The organism is Duganella sp. S19_KUP01_CR8, assembly GCF_036688705.1.
GTDB lineage: Bacteria > Pseudomonadota > Gammaproteobacteria > Burkholderiales > Burkholderiaceae_D > Rugamonas.
In genome coordinates, this window is the sequence record NZ_JAQQPR010000019.1 from 67,895 (window position 1) to 84,193 (window position 16,299).

16 protein-coding genes are annotated in these 16,299 nt (G+C 64.8%); 10 read left to right on the forward strand and 6 right to left on the reverse strand.

The window, feature by feature from the left end; all coding sequences use genetic code 11:
* Positions 1–22: 22 nt before the first annotated feature.
* The 3 genes from V6M89_RS19500 to V6M89_RS19510 are packed head-to-tail and all read right to left on the reverse strand — an operon-like array spanning position 23 to position 1,990.
* Positions 23–793 carry an energy transducer TonB gene (locus V6M89_RS19500; RefSeq protein ID WP_332854723.1) on the reverse strand — a complete coding sequence of 257 codons (771 nt, stop codon included), beginning with the start codon at positions 791–793 and terminating at the stop codon, positions 23–25.
* Positions 794–839: 46 nt separating this feature from the next.
* Positions 840–1,538 carry a cytochrome b/b6 domain-containing protein gene (locus V6M89_RS19505; protein ID WP_332854724.1) on the reverse strand — a complete coding sequence of 233 codons (699 nt, stop codon included), beginning with the start codon at positions 1,536–1,538 and terminating at the stop codon, positions 840–842.
* 8 nt (positions 1,539–1,546) lie between these two features.
* Entirely contained in the window at positions 1,547–1,990 is a 444-nt protein-coding gene (locus V6M89_RS19510) for a rhodanese-like domain-containing protein (protein ID WP_116992857.1), read from the reverse strand.
* A 347-nt stretch (positions 1,991–2,337) separates the two neighbouring features.
* On the opposite strand from V6M89_RS19510, the gene V6M89_RS19515 reads away from it, so the two are divergent.
* The 10 genes from V6M89_RS19515 (at position 2,338) to groL (ending at position 14,638) form a co-directional block, all read left to right on the forward strand.
* Positions 2,338–5,139 (forward strand): TonB-dependent receptor domain-containing protein, encoded by a 2,802-nt coding sequence (locus tag V6M89_RS19515; protein WP_332854725.1) that lies wholly within the window; start codon positions 2,338–2,340, stop codon positions 5,137–5,139.
* Between the two features lie 193 nt (positions 5,140–5,332).
* The gene (locus V6M89_RS19520; RefSeq protein WP_332854726.1) at positions 5,333–7,642 is read left to right on the forward strand and encodes a DUF1549 and DUF1553 domain-containing protein; all 2,310 of its coding nucleotides are present in this window, start codon (positions 5,333–5,335) and stop codon (positions 7,640–7,642) included.
* A 21-nt stretch (positions 7,643–7,663) separates the two neighbouring features.
* Positions 7,664–9,109, forward strand: a complete 1,446-nt coding sequence (locus V6M89_RS19525) for a DUF1501 domain-containing protein (RefSeq protein WP_332854727.1) — start codon at positions 7,664–7,666, stop codon at positions 9,107–9,109.
* Between the two features lie 7 nt (positions 9,110–9,116).
* A complete protein-coding gene (locus V6M89_RS19530) occupies positions 9,117–9,494 on the forward strand; it encodes a hypothetical protein (protein WP_332854728.1) in 378 nt (125 codons plus the stop codon).
* A gap of 15 nt (positions 9,495–9,509) precedes the next feature.
* A complete protein-coding gene (locus tag V6M89_RS19535; RefSeq protein WP_332854729.1) occupies positions 9,510–10,148 on the forward strand; it encodes a c-type cytochrome in 639 nt (212 codons plus the stop codon).
* Between the two features lie 24 nt (positions 10,149–10,172).
* The gene (locus tag V6M89_RS19540; RefSeq protein ID WP_332854730.1) at positions 10,173–10,763 is read left to right on the forward strand and encodes a peroxiredoxin; all 591 of its coding nucleotides are present in this window, start codon (positions 10,173–10,175) and stop codon (positions 10,761–10,763) included.
* 11 nt (positions 10,764–10,774) lie between these two features.
* Entirely contained in the window at positions 10,775–11,785 is a 1,011-nt protein-coding gene (locus tag V6M89_RS19545) for an SMP-30/gluconolactonase/LRE family protein (protein ID WP_332854731.1), read from the forward strand.
* Positions 11,786–11,814: 29 nt separating this feature from the next.
* Positions 11,815–12,294 (forward strand): c-type cytochrome, encoded by a 480-nt coding sequence (locus V6M89_RS19550; protein WP_332854732.1) that lies wholly within the window; start codon positions 11,815–11,817, stop codon positions 12,292–12,294.
* A gap of 2 nt (positions 12,295–12,296) precedes the next feature.
* Positions 12,297–13,013, forward strand: a complete 717-nt coding sequence (locus V6M89_RS19555) for a lectin (protein WP_332854733.1) — start codon at positions 12,297–12,299, stop codon at positions 13,011–13,013.
* A complete protein-coding gene (groL, locus tag V6M89_RS19560) occupies positions 13,013–14,638 on the forward strand; it encodes a chaperonin GroEL (protein ID WP_332854734.1) in 1,626 nt (541 codons plus the stop codon). Before V6M89_RS19555 ends, groL begins: the two co-directional genes overlap by 1 nt.
* Before the next feature lie 24 nt (positions 14,639–14,662).
* Here the strand turns inward: groL and V6M89_RS19565 are convergent, their stop codons facing one another.
* The 3 genes from V6M89_RS19565 to V6M89_RS19575 are packed head-to-tail and all read right to left on the reverse strand — an operon-like array spanning position 14,663 to position 16,288.
* On the reverse strand, positions 14,663–15,352 hold the full coding sequence (locus V6M89_RS19565) for a tetratricopeptide repeat protein (RefSeq protein ID WP_332854735.1): 690 nt from the start codon (positions 15,350–15,352) through the stop codon (positions 14,663–14,665).
* Positions 15,349–15,768 (reverse strand): cytochrome c-type biogenesis protein, encoded by a 420-nt coding sequence (locus V6M89_RS19570; protein WP_332854736.1) that lies wholly within the window; start codon positions 15,766–15,768, stop codon positions 15,349–15,351. Before V6M89_RS19570 ends, V6M89_RS19565 begins: the two co-directional genes overlap by 4 nt.
* Positions 15,761–16,288: a DsbE family thiol:disulfide interchange protein gene (locus V6M89_RS19575; protein WP_332854737.1), complete on the reverse strand. Its 528-nt coding sequence runs from the start codon at positions 16,286–16,288 to the stop codon at positions 15,761–15,763. The genes V6M89_RS19570 and V6M89_RS19575 overlap by 8 nt, the downstream gene beginning before the upstream one ends.
* Positions 16,289–16,299: the final 11 nt, after the last annotated feature.

The following is a 16,299-nucleotide window of genomic DNA, read 5'->3' on the forward strand; positions in this document are numbered from 1 at the left end:
TAGCGCTCTCAGTTTAAAAAAATCAGGAAAGTTTGAAATTCAGTGGAACCTTGACCCAGCCGTCGATCGGCGTCTGGCCGCGTTTGGCCGGGTCGAAGGACCACGCCAGCACCGCCTTGACCGCAGCGTCGTCGAGGATCTTGTGGCCGCTGGATTTGTCGATGGCGACGTTATCCGGCTTGCCGGAAGCGAGTACGTGCACCTTCAGCACCACCTGCCCTTGCAGGCCGCGGTCCTGCGCCAGCGCCGGATAGTCGGGCGCCGGGTTGCTGCGGTAGCCGGCGTAGCCGCGCGGCTCGGTCACAGGTTCCGGCGCTGGTGGCGCCGGTGCGGCGACGACGGGAGCCGGCGGCGCAGGCGTCGCCACCTGCACGGTGTTGGCGCTAGGCGGACCATCGTCCACCGGCGCCTGCGCCACCACAGGCACTTGCGGCGGCGCCTTGGCTGGCGCGGGCGCCACCTTGGCTACTTGCGGCTGCACCTTCGGCGGCTCGGGCGGCGGCGGTGGCGGCGGTGCGAACTCGATCGCCAGCGGCTCGGCCAGTTTCGGCGGCAGCGGATCGATCTGGCCGCCCTGCTGCAGCGCGATAATCACGCCGGCATGCAGCAGCACCGCCACTCCGACCAGCGCCGTCAAGCCACGCTTGTTGCCTTTGGCGGCGATCGTGCCGGCCTGCGGAATCGCCACGCTGACCGGCAATGCAGGAACCACCACCGGCGCAGGCCGCGCCTGGCGGCGAACTGCTGCGCGGCGCGGCGAATAATTGATACTCTCAAAAGTCAGTGCGGTCATGAAGAGGCCCTCTCGATTGTGTGACTGAATTCATTGATAACGCTGCTCACCATCGAACAGCCCCGCTGGCGCAAGCCACCACCGCGACGGCAAACGCGATCGACAGCAACAGTGCGGGCCAGCTGCCCTTGGTCGCCGAGGCGCCGGCGCTTGCCCTCACCTCCTTCCAACCGGTGACCATCGGCTTGACCAGGTTGTCCTTCTTGATCAACAGGTAGACCAGGATCGCCACGATATGCACCGCCATCACCGCCAGCAGCACATAGGCCAGCTGCTTGTGCAGGCCGGTGAGACGGTTCGCCAGCCCCTCCTCCACCAGGGCGAACAGCGGCCCGGTGAAGGAGATTTCGTCATTGCCGAACAGGCCCGTCGCCGCTTGCGTGCCCAGCAAGCCAAGCAAGGCGAACACCGACAGCGCGCCAAGCGGGTTATGGCCTTGTCCTTTCCAGCGGCCGCGCAGATAGGCGCGCAGCTTGGTGGCGGTCGGCACGAAACTGAGGAAGCGTGCATGGGTGGATCCGGCAAAGCCCCACGCCAACCGGAACGCCACCAGGCCAAGAATCGCCAGCCCGGCTTTCCCATGCACTTCCATCCAGTCGCCACCGACTTCGCCGCTGACGACGGCAACCGTCACCGCCAACACCAGCGACCAGTGGAACACGCGCGTCGGCAGGTCCCATACCAGGATGCGCTTTTTCGCCGCAACAACCGGCAGCAGTTCCTCATAGGTGGCGCGCTTGTTCATGATGCGACTCAGTTAGGCGCGGCTGCCGCGACCTGCTTGGCCGGCGGGGCGATGCGAACGATCTTGCCGCCCTGCGCCTCGTAGTCTTCGGAGCCGGCGGCGCCGGCGACCTTGTAGCCCTTGGCCGTCAACAGGTCACCGACCGCGCCGGCGCGGTGCGCGTGATTGGAGACGGTGACGATGACGCGGTCCTTCGGTATATAGGCCAGCTGGCTCTCGACATCCTTGGCCTGGATATTCAGGAACACCGGGAAGCTGCCCTTGGCGGTCACCTCGTCCGGGCGGCGCACGTCGAGCACCACCAGTTTTTCCGGTTTGGCCAGCAGCGCATCGACTTCGGCGCGCTCCAGCTGCTTGGTCTTGTAGGTCCACGGCTGCGGCGCTTGCTGCGCCCAGGCGGATACGGTGGCGCTCAGCGCCAGGACGATTGCGGCGAGTCGGATTTTTTTCATGGTGTCGATGCTTTCAAAGTGATTGAACGGGATGCCTCCCCAGCCACTTCTGCAACTATCGTGCCAAACACGCCAATGCGGCGCAAAGCCTGTATTGACGGGCTTTGTGGGATTTTCAGCCCAAGCCATGGTGCTGTCAGGCCACCAGAAACCGAAACAGCGCTGCTGCAAATTCAACACCCCATCAAACCGCTCCCTGCACCGCCGTTGCAAAGCGCGGAGACGAAATTCCAGTCAGATACTGATGCTTAACCATATGCGTTAATCGTATAAACGATTTCTCCAAGATGGCACGCTACTTGCGGAATGGTGGTCAATACCAACGCCATCACCAGGAGAGCAAAACAATGAGCAAAACGCATAACGCCTTACCTAAACACTTCCGAGCGGCGCCGCTGGCTGCCGCAGTCGTTGCCGCACTTGGGTTGCTGTCGTCGGGCGCCCTGCACGCCGCCGAACCGGCAACCATCGCCGAACTGCAAGCCGAAATCGCTCGGCTCAAGCAGGCGTTGGCCGCAAAGGAAGGCGCCGCAACGCAAGCCGCGCAGCCGGCGCCCGAAGCCACCCCCGCCTCCGCCCCAGCGCTTGCCGCCGCCGAGGACGAGCCGCAAGCGCTGGGCGCCGTCACCGTGCGCGCCAAGCGCAAGATCGAACTATTGAAAGACGTGCCGTTGTCGGTCTCCGTGGTCACCGGCGCGGAGCTGGACCGCGAACTGGCGCAGGACCTGAGCGCCATCACCAAGCGCAGCGCCGGCATCCAGTTCAACCAGAACAACACGCGCGGCGCCTCGCTGTCGATACGCGGCCTGGGCAAGCGCTCCTTCACAGAAACGCAGGACCCCAGCGTTGGCATGGTGGTCGACGGCGTCAGCTACGGCCTGTCGCAGCTGGCCAACTTCGATTTCTACGACGTCGATTCGGTCGACGTCACACGCGGCCCGCAAGGCACGCTGGGCGGCAAAGGCGCCAGCTCCGGCGTGGTCAGCATCAACACCAAACGGCCATCGTTCTACCCGAGCGCCGACTACCAGATCACCTACGGCCAGCGCGACACGGTAATGGCCAAGGCCAACCTGGGCGGCCCGATCATCGACGACCTGCTGGCCTGGCGCGGCTCCTTCCTGGTCGACCGTAGCCGGGGCTACTACACCAACAACTTCGACAGCAACTACAGCCTGTATAACAAGAACCGCGTCAGCGGCCGCACGCAATTCCTGTTCACGCCCAGCGCCGATTTCAACGCCCGCATCAGCTTCGACCTGGAGCCGCACGCGCCGCAAGTGCAGAACGGCCTGACCTTCTACAAGAATCAACCGGACCGTTTCGCCGACGGCTCGCTGACCGACCCAAGCGGCACCACCACGCGCGCCAAGCTGACCGGCTACACCAACGCCAGCGGCGCCTACACGCCGGGCCGCGCATGGTTCGCCGGCCGCGATTTCAACGGCACGCCCTACACCTACGCCAACAACTACATCGGCGACAATAACCTGAACTTCAACGAGAACCAGGGCCAGACGGTCCACAACAAGGGCGGCCAAGTCGACCTGACCTGGAACCTGGCCAACCACACGCTGACCTCCATCACGGCCACCCGCAAATACAGCTTCGACGCCCACAACGACGAAGGCACGCCGTTCGACATCAGCCGCAACGGCGGCGGCGGCGTCGATTACCAGCAATTCAGCCAGGAGCTCAAGCTCAAGTCCAAGCCGGGCGGCGCGTTCGACTACGTGGCCGGCCTGTTCTACCTGAAGACGGAAGACGACATCGCCTCGAAATCCGGCTGGGGCTCGGACGCCGGCGCATGGTTCGCCACCACCGCGCAATACAACACGCTGGACCGGCTGGCTGGCGTCAACCGGGGTGCCGGCCTGGCGCTGCTGAGGGACGCGCTGGCCGACACCCTGGTCAAGGGCGACACCGTCGTCGACACCAAGAGCACCGCCATCTACGGCAACGGCACCTGGCACGCCACCGACGCGATCAGTCTTAACGGCGGCCTGCGGCTGACGCACGAGAACCGCAGCACCACCGATACCCGCGTGGTCACCGCCAACGGCGCGGGCGCCGCGCTCAATCCGGTCGCGGTGCGCGGCGTGCAGCTGGGCGGCTTCAACTCCACCGCCAGCGGCACGCTCGCCGCCGGCAACAGCGCCGCGCAGGTGGCGCTGGCCGATGCGGTGGCCAGCCGCTACTTCGGCGCCGCCTCGTATGGCGCGCTGAGCTCCGCGCAGCTGGCGCAGGTGGCCGCCGCCAAGGCGCTGCGCGCAGGCCAGATCGGACAACTCATCAGCGGCATCACCAGCCATTACGACGACAACCTGGTCACCGCCACCCTGAGCCCGAGCTATCGCTTCAACGACAACGTCACCGGCTACACGTCGTGGCAGTACGGCGAAAAGTCCGGCTCCGCGCTCAACGTCAACGGCCTGTCGGCCAACGTGCGGCCGGAGAAGACCAACGCCTTCGAAGTCGGCCTGAAATCCAGCCTGCTGAAAAACACGCTGATACTCAACGCCGACCTGTTCCAGATGAATATCCGCGACTACCAGTCGACGGTACGGGTGGTGGACGACTTCACCACCCAGACCAATATCGCCAACGGCCAGGCCAATCCAACCGCGTACGTGACGGCGCAGGGCAACGTGCCCAAGGTGCGGGGGCGCGGACTGGAACTGGATGCGGTCTATTCCGGCATCCAGAACCTCAGCATCCGCGTGGCAGGCGCCTACACGGACGCGCGCTACGTCAGCTTCCCGCTGGCGGCCAAGCCGGACGAACTGGCCTACCTGACGGCGCCATATGTCGACCAGAGTGGCCTGACGCTGCCGGGCGTAGCCAAGTGGACCGGCAACGTCGGCGCCGAGTACCGCCTGCCGGTGTGGGGCGACAAGCAGTTCCACACCAGCTTCACCACGTCCTTCACCAGCCGCTATAACAACACGGACACGCTGTCGGACTACGGCTACGTGCCGGGCAACGCGGTCACCGACGTGTCGATGGGGCTGACTTTCAAGACCGGCTTCGACGTCAGCCTGGTCGTGAAGAACGCCACCGACAACCGCGCGCACGAACCGGCATGGACCAGCTACGCGCCGAATCCGTATCCGCGCTGGTTTGGCCTGACCTTCAGCGGCAAGCTGTAATCGCAGCAGCGGCCTGCTGTTTATTCAACAGCAGGCCGCGACAACTGACCGCGCCGCAGCAGGCACCCTTCCCGCCTGCGACGCAAATCCCAATCAAATCAACCACATGGATGCAAAGCGACTGCTGGTCCGATAGTTGCTATCTAAAGCAGTAACACCTTATCTCGTCCACGCATACAGAAGGAGCAAGTCAGTGAACAAGCCCGCCATAAAGACGCTATCGATCGCCGTGCTGCTGTGCTTTTCCGCAGTGCTGTCGGCAGCGCCAGACGACACCAACAAGCCCGCGGCGCCAGCCGCCAGCAAGGCCTGGGCATACACCACGCCGCAGCAGCCGTCCGCACCCATCGTCAAACTGAAAAGCTGGGTGCGCACGCCGGTCGACGCCTTCGTGCTGGCCAAGCTGGAAGAAAAGAACCTGAAGCCGTCGCCGGACGCGGACCGCGCCACCTTCATCCGCCGCGCCACGCTCGACACCTGGGGCCTGATCCCGACGCCGGAAGAAGTGCGCGCCTTCGTCAACGACAAGTCGCCGGACGCCTACGAGAAGCTGGCGGACCGCCTGCTGTCGTCGCCGCACTATGGCGAACGCCAGGCGCGCCGCTGGCTGGACCTGGCGCGCTACGCCGACAGCGCCGGCTTCCAGAACGATAACACCCGTCCTAACAACTACCGTTATCGCGACTACGTCATCAACGGCTTCAACGCCGACAAGCCGTTCGACCGCTTCATCAAGGAGCAGCTGGCGGGCGACGAGCTCTGGCCGGACAGCCAGGAAGCGAAGATCGCCACCGGCTTCCTGGCCGGCTATCCGGACAACTCGAACTCGCGCGACCTGGTGCAACGCAAATACCAGATCGCCACCGACATGACGGACCTGGTGGGCGAAACCTTCCTGGCCGCCACCGTCGGCTGCGCGCGCTGCCACAACCACAAGGCGGACAAGGTCACGCAGAAGGAGTACTTCCAGCTGCAGGCCTTCTTCGCCAACACCAGCTTCGACGAGAAGGCGCCCGCCATCAAAGGCGAAGCCGAGCTGGCATACGAGAAGCAGCAAGCCTCCTACCGTGAAGCGACCAAGGATATCCGTGCGCAGCAGAAGGCCATCCTCGACACCATCCGCACGGTGGCCGTCAAGTATCACAAGGAGCGCTACCTGACCGACAGCCGCGAGGCGATCTTCAAGCCGGAAGCCGAATGGACGGCGATGGACCGCTGGGTCAACTTCCGCCTGAAGTCCGTCAGCACGGAACAGGATGTGGTGGCCTACCTGAAGCTGACCGCCGAGGACAAGGACAGCGCCGACTTCACCCCGGCCAACGTCGACAAGTGGAAGCAGTACCAGAAGCTGACCGCCGACCTGAAAAAGTTCGACAAGCTGAAACCTGAAAAAGGCAGCCTGACGCTGACCACTGCGACCGAACTGGGTCACGCCGATGCGCCGGCCACGTTCGTGCGTTTCGGCGGCGTGCATGAGCGTCCGACCGATGAAGTGCAACCGGCGCTGCCGGCGCTGTGGGCCGGCGCCAATGCCAAGGTGGAGATCAAGGCCACCGCCACTTCGTCGGGCCGCCGCACCGCGCTGGCCAACTGGCTGGCCAGTCCCGAGAATCCGCTGACGGCGCGCGTGTTCGTCAATCGCGTGTGGAGCCAGTACTTCTCCAACGGTATCGTCAGCACGGTGGCGGATTTCGGCCGCGCAGGCCAGAAGCCTACGCATCCAGAACTGCTGGACTACCTGGCCACCGACTTCGTCAAGCAGGGCTGGAGCGTCAAGAAGCTGCACCGCCAGATCCTGCTGTCGAGCGTCTACCGCCAGTCCTCCGGCCAGCGCGACGATGTGCTGAAGGTCGATCCGGACAACAAGCTGCTGGCGGTCTATCCACGCAAGCGCCTGGAAGCCGAAGAGATCCGCGACTCCCTGCTGGCCGCTTCGGGCAAGCTGGAAGACAAGATCGGCGGCCCTGCGGTGTTCCCGCCGGTGCCGGCCAACTTCAACGCCGGCAACCTGTGGACGCCGTCCACCGATCCGGCTGAGCAGAACCGCCGCAGCGTCTATGTGTTCGTGCGCCGCAGCGTGCCGTATCCGCTGATGCAGAGTTTCGACCTGGCCGATCCTTCACACGCCCACCACAAACGCGATGTCACCACCACGCCGTTGCAGGCGCTGACGCTGTTCAACAGCGACGTGGTGTTCGGCTGGTCGCAGGCATTGGCCGGCCGCGTGATCCGCGAGGCGGGCAAGGACGAATCGGCGCAGCTGAACCGCCTGTACGAAATCCTGTTTTCCCGCGCGCCGAACAAGTCGGAGAAGGCGGCGCTGAAGGACTTCCTCGACAAGGAAGAAAAAATCATCCTGGCCAAGAACGCGGAGGGCAAGTTTGAAATCGCCGTGCCGTCCGGCCTAAACGAGAAACAGCAACTGAACCCAGTGCGGGCGGCGGCATTCGTCGACCTGGTGCACGCGGTTTCCAACTCCAACGACTTTGCATACCGCTTCTAAAACTACTAAAAGGACAGCACCATGAGCATCAATACACGTCGCGACTTCCTGCTTAAATCCGGCCTCGGTCTGAGCGCCGGCGCCCTCACCGGCCTGTTGCCGGGCGGAGGCCTGCTGCACGCGGCCAGTGCGGCCGAACTCGCGGACCCACTGGCGCCGAAACAGCCGAACTTCCCTGCCAAGGTCAAATCCGTCATCTGGCTGCACATGAACGGCGCACCGAGCACGCTGGACCTGTTCGACTACAAGCCGGACCTGATCAAGCTGGCGGGCCAGGACGTGCCGGCCTCCTTCCTGAAAGGGATCAAGACCAGTACCCAGGGCGGCGTCGGCAAGCTGTACGCCTCCAAGCGCACCTGGGCGCAGCATGGCGACAGCGGCTCGTGGTTCTCGGACCTGGTGCCCAACATCGCCACCCAGTCCGACAAGATCGCCTTCATCAAATCCAGCGTGACGGTCGGCGCCACCCACGACATCTCGATCCTGAAGCTGAACACCGGCGACCTGAGTCCCGGCCGTCCATCGCTGGGCGCGTGGGTCAGCTACGCGCTGGGTTCCGCCAATCCCGACCTGCCGCCTTACGTGGTGCTCTACAACGGCAAGAGCGAGCCTAGCGCCGGCTCGGTCAACTGGAACTCCGGATTCCTGCCGGCGGTGTACCAGGGCACGGCCTTCCGTCCCGGTGCGTCGCCGATCCTGTACCTGGAGCGCCCGGAACTGCGCACCGCGTCGCAGCAGCGCGCCTCGCTGGACCTGCTCAAGCGCCTCAACAACGACGGCGCGGCGCGCTACTCGGCCGACACCGAACTGAAAGCCCGCGTGCGCTCCTATGAACTGGCCGACCGCATGCAGGTCGCCGCGCCGGAAGCCGTGGACCTGGGCAAGGAAAGCGACGCCACCAAGGAACTGTATGGCCTGAACGACGAAACCAGCGCAAGCTACGGCACCACGCTGCTGCGCGCGCGCCGTCTGGTGGAGCGCGGCGTGCGCTTCATACAAGTGGTGTCCGGCGCGCCGGACGGCCAGACCGAGATCACCAGCTGGGATGCGCACAGCGAGCTGGAAAAGAACCACAGCGTCAACGCCCGCATGATCGACAAACCGATCGCCGGCCTGCTGGCGGACCTGGCCTCGCGCGGCCTGCTCGAATCGACGCTGGTGGTGTGGACCTCGGAATTCGGCCGCACCTCCTACGGCCAAAGCGGCAATGGCCGCGACCACAATCCATGGGGCTACACGCAATGGGTGGCGGGCGGCGGCATCAAGGCCGGCACCACCTACGGCGCGACCGACGAAATCGGCCTGCAGGTTGCGGACAAGGACAAGGCGGTCGACACCTACGACTTGCATGCGACGGTGCTGCAACTGCTGGGCCTCGACCACCTGAAAACCACTTTCCTCAACAACGGCCGTTCGGAACGCCCGACTGTCGTCTACGGCAAAGTGATCAAAGAACTGCTGGCCTAAGGTCTCCATGCGTAAAGTCATTTTGTTATTTGCAGTCTCGATGGCGCTGTCGGCCGGGGTCCGGTCGGCGGAGGAGTTGAGCGTGGACCTGATGCAGTCGATCGAGGACACCAACAAAAGCCTGTCTTCGAATATCGCCCTCAGTAACAAGCAGGCCGCCACGGCGGATGCGAAGGAACTGACGCAGATGTTTGCGCAGGTCGAAACCTTCTTCGACCACAAGGGCGATGCGAAGAATGCGGTGGACCTGGCGAAGCAGAGCAAGGACCTGTCGACCGAAATCGTCGGCTTCGTGGCGGCCAATAACTTTGAATCGGCCACCACGGCAGCCACCACGCTCTCACGTACCTGCCGTACCTGCCATACGTTCTACAAGAAGGAGTAGCGTATTTACAGAGCATTGCAAGCGGCCGCGCTGGTGTCGTTGCTGGCGCCGGTGCTGATTCTGCTGCCCGCCTCCGCCAAGCCGCCGGGCGATCCGGTGGCCGGCAGGGAAAAGGCCGACACCGAACGCTGCCTGGAATGCCACGGCGGCAGCGGCGAAGGCCAGGGTTTCAGCGTCGGCACGGACGGCAAGTTCGCCAAGTTGGGCGGTCAATACCCGGAGTACATCATCAAGCAGATACAGGATTTTCGCAGCGGTAAACGCAAGCATGAATTCATGAAGATGATGGCAACCGGGATCAGCGACGCCGACCTGGCAGACATCGCCGCCTACTTCGCCACGCTGCCGCCGATGCCGGCCACCGCGCCGGCCAGGCCCGCGCCGCAGCACACTGCGGCACAACAGCTCTATGTGCAGGGCGATCCGGCGCGCAGGCTGCCCGCCTGCGCCACCTGCCACGGCGAAGGCGGCAAGGGCACGGCGGGTGTCGGCCCGGTCATCGGAGGCCAGGGCCAACGCTATCTGGAGCAGCAGCTGCACGACTGGCGCAACGGAAGCCGCAACAACAGCGCCGGCGGCGTCATGAACCAACTGGCAGCGCCGCTCAGCGACGCGGAAATCGAAGCGCTGGCGCGCTATGTATCCGAGATGTAGTCCACTAACCAAACAGGAGTATCAATGAAACACATGTTCATCGCTTCGCTGCTGGCGGCTGTTGTCGCCCTGCCCGCCACCGCCGCACTCAAGGAAGGCGACGCGGCGCCGGCCTTCAAGGCGCAAGCTTCGCAGGCCGGCAAGGCCTTCTCCTTCTCGCTCAAGGACGCGCTGAAGAAAGGTCCAGTGGTGGTGTACTTCTACCCATCCGCCTTCACCGGCGGCTGCAATATCCAGGCGCATAGTTTCGCCGTCAATCACGACAAGTTCAGCGCCGCCGGCGCCACCGTGGTCGGCGTTTCGCTCGACAGCATCGCGCGGCTGAACGAATTCTCCGCCGATCCAAACTACTGCGCCGGCAAGTTCCCGGTGGCCGCCGATGTCGACGGCGACATCGCCAAATCCTACGCGCTGGCGATCCGCGACATCGCCGCCGGCAAGAAGGACACGCGCGGCGTCGAGATCGACCACGCAGCAGCCGAGCGCACCACCTTCGTGATCACGCCGGACGGCAGGATCGCCGCCACCGTGGGTGGCCTGACGCCGGAGGCCAATGTCGAGAAGGCGCTGGCGGCGGTACAGCAACTGGCCCAGCGGCCGGCCAAGAAATCCTGAGGAGCCGGGACATGAAAGATCTCTACACAACCTGGCGCCCGCACCTGGCCACCATCGTCGCCACTGGCCTGGCGCTGGTGGCACTGGACCTCACCGCCCACGCGCAAACCGTTCCTGGCCCGAGCACCACGCCGGCAATTGCGGGCGTGGTGGCGGCGGGCACGCCGATAGAACTGATACGCGAAGGCTTCACCGGCACCGAAGGCCCGGTGGTGCTGCCCGACGGTAGCCTGATCTTCACCGAGACCACAGCAAACCGCATCACCCGCATCGCCGCCGACGGCAGCACCTCCACCTTCCTCGACAACAGCAACGGCTCGAATGGCCTGGGCTTCACCGCCAACGGTGACCTGTACGCGGTGCAGGTGCTGAAGCCGCGCGTCGGCATCGTCTACCCGCCTTCGCATGCGCGCACGCTGGCCGACCAGTTCGACGGCAAGCCGTTCGGCCGCCCCAACGACCTGGTGGTGGACCGCAAGGGCGGCGTCTACTTCACCGATTCCGGCGCGCCACCACGTCCGGAGGGCACGCCTGCACCGGCTGAGCAGCCGATTGTGGCCAAGCCGGCCGTGTATCACATCACGCCGTCCGGCGAGCTGCAACGCATCGCGGCCGATATCGAGCGTCCGAACGGTATCCAGCTTAGTCCGGACGAGAAGGTGCTGTATGTCGCCAATACCGCCGGCGAGCACGTGCTGGCCTACGACATCGCCGCCGACGGCAGCATCGGCGCACGCCGCAACTTCGCAAAGTTGGAAGGCTGGCGCAAAACCGACACCGGCGCCAGCAGCGGCGCCGACGGCCTGGCGGTGGACGGCAGCGGCAGGCTGTATGTGGCCTCCACCGCAGGCATCCAGGTCTTCTCCAACAAGGGCGAGGCCCTGGGCGTGATCGCGCTGCCGAAAGCGCCGCAGAACCTGGCCTTCGCGGGACCGGGCAAGAAAACCCTGTATGTGGTCGGACGCGGCGCGGCATACAAAATCGCCCTGCTGGCAGAGGGCTACGGCGGACGCGCCAAGTGAAGACTTCTCAACCTGACGACGGAAAACAGATGAAACAAGCACTCAAGAAAACGCTCATATCCACGCTGGCGCTCGCCCTGCTCGCCGGTTCCGCCAGCGTGCTGGCGCAGCAGGCGCCGAAGCCGGAGAACCTGATCAAGTGGCGCCAGTCGGCGTTCCAGGTGGTGGCCTGGAACACCGGCCGCATCAAGGCCTCGGTTGAGGGCCAGTACAACAAGGACGAAGTGCAGCGCGCGGCCAACACCATCGCCGCCATCGCCAACTCGGGCCTGGGCGGCTTGTTCGCAGCGGGTACCGAGCAAGGCAAGGGCTGGCACGACACCAGCGCCAAGCCGGAGCTGTTCAAGGACGGCAAGCATTTCGCTGAACTCAGCGCCAACTTCGGCAAGGAGGCCACCGAGCTGGCGACCGTGGCCAACGGCGGTGATGTCGCCGCGATCAAGGCCCAATTCGGCAAGCTGCAACGTACCTGCAAATCCTGCCACGACGATTTCAAATCCAAAGACTGAACATGACCATTCATAAATCAACCTTGATATGCGGCGCCATCGCGGCGCTGTGCCTGTCCCATGCCGCGTTGGCGCAAACGCCTGCGCCAGCGCAGCCGAACACCGCGCGCTCCACCGATCCGGCCAAGCCGCTGAGTTTCTTCGTCACCAGCGAAGGTTCGGGCAAAGGCGCGGACCTTGGCGGCCTGGCCGGCGCCGATGCGCACTGTCAGAAGCTGGCGGAGTCGGTCGGCGCCGGCAAGCAGACCTGGCGCGCGTATCTGAGCACTCAGGCGGCCGACGGCAAGCCGGCGGTCAATGCGCGCGACCGCATCGGCAACGGGCCATGGTTCAACACACGTGGCGCCGTGGTGGCGCGCGACGTGGCGCACCTGCATGGCGACACGCTGGATGCCGCCCGTCTCGGCAACAACCTGACGCGCACCACAGTCTTCACCGAAAAGAACGAGCCAGTGAAGGGCGCAGGCGACAAGCCGAACGAGCATGACATCATCACCGGCTCGCAGCCGGACGGCCGCGCCTATGCCGATGCAGCCGACCATACGTGCAAAAACTACACCAGCAGCGCCGCCGACGGCTCCGCGCAACTGGGCCACTTCGACCGCACCGGTGGTGGCAATTCGTCCTGGAATGCGGCGCATCCAAGCCGCGGTTGTGGCCAGCCTAACCTGGTGGCCACCGGCGGCGCCGGCCTGCTCTACTGCTTCGCCGCCAACTGATGTCGGCAAAGGACATCGTATTCGGGGATAGCGCCCGCAGGCGCCTGGCTTCCGGCGTCGACATCCTGGCCGATGCGGTCAGGTTGACGCTGGGGCCGAAGGGCCGCAACGTGGTGCTGGAACGAGGCCATGCCGCACCGGCACTGACCAAGGACGGCGTGACCGTGGCGCGCGAGATCGACTTCGAAGATCCGTTGCGGAACATGGGCGCACAGCTGCTCAGGGAGGTGGCGGCGCGCACCGGCAATGACGCTGGCGACGGCACCACCACCGCCACCGTGCTGGCGCAAGCCATCGTGCGCGAAGGCCTCAAGTACGTCACGGCCGGTTTCAGCCCGATAGAGCTGAAGCGCGGAATAGACAAGGCGGTGACTGCCGTCGTTGGTGAACTGGCGGCTATCGCGCGTCCGGTTTCAAACAACCAGGAGATTGCGCAGGTGGCGACGGTGTCCGCCAACGGCGACGCGGCGATAGGCGACATCATCGCGCAGGCCTTCGAGCAGGTCGGAAAGGATGGCGTGATTACTGTGGAGGATGGGCCGTCGTTGCGGGATGAACTTGTCGTTGCGGAGGGTACGCAATTCAAGCGCGGCTATCTGTCGCCCTACTTCATCAGCGACGCCGAGCGGCAGGTGGCCGAGCTTGAACGGCCGCTGATACTGCTGGCCGATCAAAAAATCGCCAACGTGCGCGAGCTGCTGCCGCTGCTGGAGCTGGTCGCCCAGACCGGCCGGCCGCTATTGATCGTGGCGGAGGATGTGGAGGGCGAGGCGCTGGCCGGCCTGGTGGTCAATCACGCGCGCGGGCTGCTGAAGTCCGTCGCCGTCAAGGCACCTGGCTTTGGCGAGCGTCGCCGCGACAGCCTGGAGGACCTGGCGGCGCTGACCGGTGCGCGTGTTTTGTCCAATGATAGCGGCCTGACGCTGGCGGCGGTCACACTTGCGGACCTGGGCGAGGCGCGGCGAGTCGAGGTGGGCAAGGAACACACCATCGTCATCGATGGCGGAGGCACGGCGGAGCGGACAGGATTGCGCGCGCAGCAGATCAAGGCATTGATCGCCGCGACGTCCGCCGGCTATGATCGCGACAAATTGCAGGAGCGCCTGGCAGGGTTGGCCGGTGGCGTTGCCGTGATACGGCTGGGCGTCGCCACCGAGGCGGAAATGTCGGAGAAAAAGGCGCGGCTGGAAGATGCCCTGCACGCGACCCGTGCGGCCGTCGCCGAAGGTGTGGTGCCGGGCGGCGGCGTGGCGCTGCTGCGCGCGAGAGCGGCAATCCAGCAACTGCACGGCGACAGCACCGACCAGGATGCCGGCATCGCCATCGTGCGCCGCGCGCTGGAGGAGCCGCTGCGCCAGATCGTGACGAATGCCGGCGGCCATCCCGCTTCGGTGCTGGCGCGGGTGCTGGAAGGCAGCGGCAATTTCGGCTACGACGCGGGCGATGGAAGCTACGGCGACCTGATCGAACTGGGTGTGCTGGATCCGGTCAAGGTAACGCGAGCGGCGCTGCAAAACGCCGCTTCCATCGCCGGTTTGCTACTGACGACCGATGCAGGCATCTACACCATCCCCCTGCCGCCTTCAGCGCACGACGACCACCATCACCATGAGGAAGCGGCCTGACAGCCGCCCGGCACAGGCGCAGCGTTATCGCTGCTGCGCCTGTGCTTCCGCTTTGGCGATGTTTGCCGAAATCGATTTCCCCATCTCCGAATCCGCCGGCACCAGCGCCAGTATTTTCTTCCACGGTTTAACGGCGGCGGTGTAGTCGCCGCGTTCCAGCGCCGCGCTACCCGACAATGCCAGCGCTTGAATATGATTCGGATCGATCGCCAACGCGCGGGCGATCAGTGCCTCCGGTTCGCCGACCAGCGTAGTGTTCAGAGTCATGCCCAACACTACCGCATAATCCACCAGCAGTTCGGGATTTTCCGGCACCAGCGCGAGCAAATGGCGGTATGCGTCGGCGGCCTGGTCGAAGCGGCGCAGTGTTTCGTTGGAGCGCGCCAGCATGCGCCATCCATCGGCATCGTTCGGCTCTTTTGCGAGGCGTTGGGTCAGGCGGGCGACCATGCCCTCGATCTGCTCAGGGCCAACCACGCCCTCCGCAGCCAGCGCGATCTCGGGCGGCGGCTCCAGCCCCTTGGGACTGCCCAACGCCGCGTACAGGGACGCCGCCAGCAGCGGCACCAGCAGCGCCACCAAGATCACAGGCCATCGTTGGCGCGGCGCGGCTGCGCGCGCGCTGCCTCCCGCTTCACGGCGCCACAACGGCGGCAATACAAACAGCAAACTGCAAACCAGCATGGCGCCGGCGATCGGGATAAAACGTGTCATTCGAATTCCTCTGTTGCGAGCTCGCCTTCGGCAAGACCGCGTTGTCGCAATTGATACAGCAGCGCCAGCAAGCCGGCGGCAAGCAGCGCGAAGGGTCCTACCCATAGCAGCCAGGTAGCGGCCTTGAACGGTGGCCGGTACAACACAAAGTCGCCATAGCGCTGCACCATGAACTCAACCACATCCTGCTCCGAACGGCCTTTCGCCAATTGGGCGCGCGCTTCCTTCTTCAGATCCATTGCCAGCTGCGCGTGCGAGTCGGCGATGGTCTGGTTCTGGCAGACCAGGCACCGCAGCTGCTCGGCGACATGCTGGACGCGCAGCTCCAGCGCCGCATCGGCGGCGGAAGGCGCGGCCTGCGCGAGCAGCGACCACGCCGCGGCGAGGCATGCCAACAGGCGGCGCAGATCAGGCACGATTGAGCTCCTTTATGATGGGCAGCAGCTTCTCGCGTATCAGCTCCGACGTCAGCGGTCCGGTAAGCTTCAGCCGTATCTGCCCTTGTTTGTCGATGACGAAGGTCTCCGGCACGCCGTAGACGCCGAACTCGATGCCGGTCTTGCCATCGCCGTCAAAGGCGGATACCTGATAGGGATTGCCGAACTCCTTCAACCACTTCTGGCTGTCGCCGCGCGCGTCGTTGTAGTTCAGTCCCACGACCGGCGCCGCCGCCAGCCGGCAAAACTCCAGCAACGCGGGATGCTCGGCGCGGCATGGCGCGCACCAGGATGCCCAGACGTTCAGCACCCACACCTTGCCCTCCATGTCCTTCGAATTGAAATTGCGCCCCGCATCCTCGACCTGTGGCAGCGAGAACACCGGCACGTGCTTGCCGATCAGAGGCGACGGTACCTCCTGGGGTTTGAGGCGCAGGCCTATGCCCAGGAAAATCAGCAGTATCAAGAAGCCGCCCAACGGCAGTATGTATCGTTTCATCGTCACTCCGG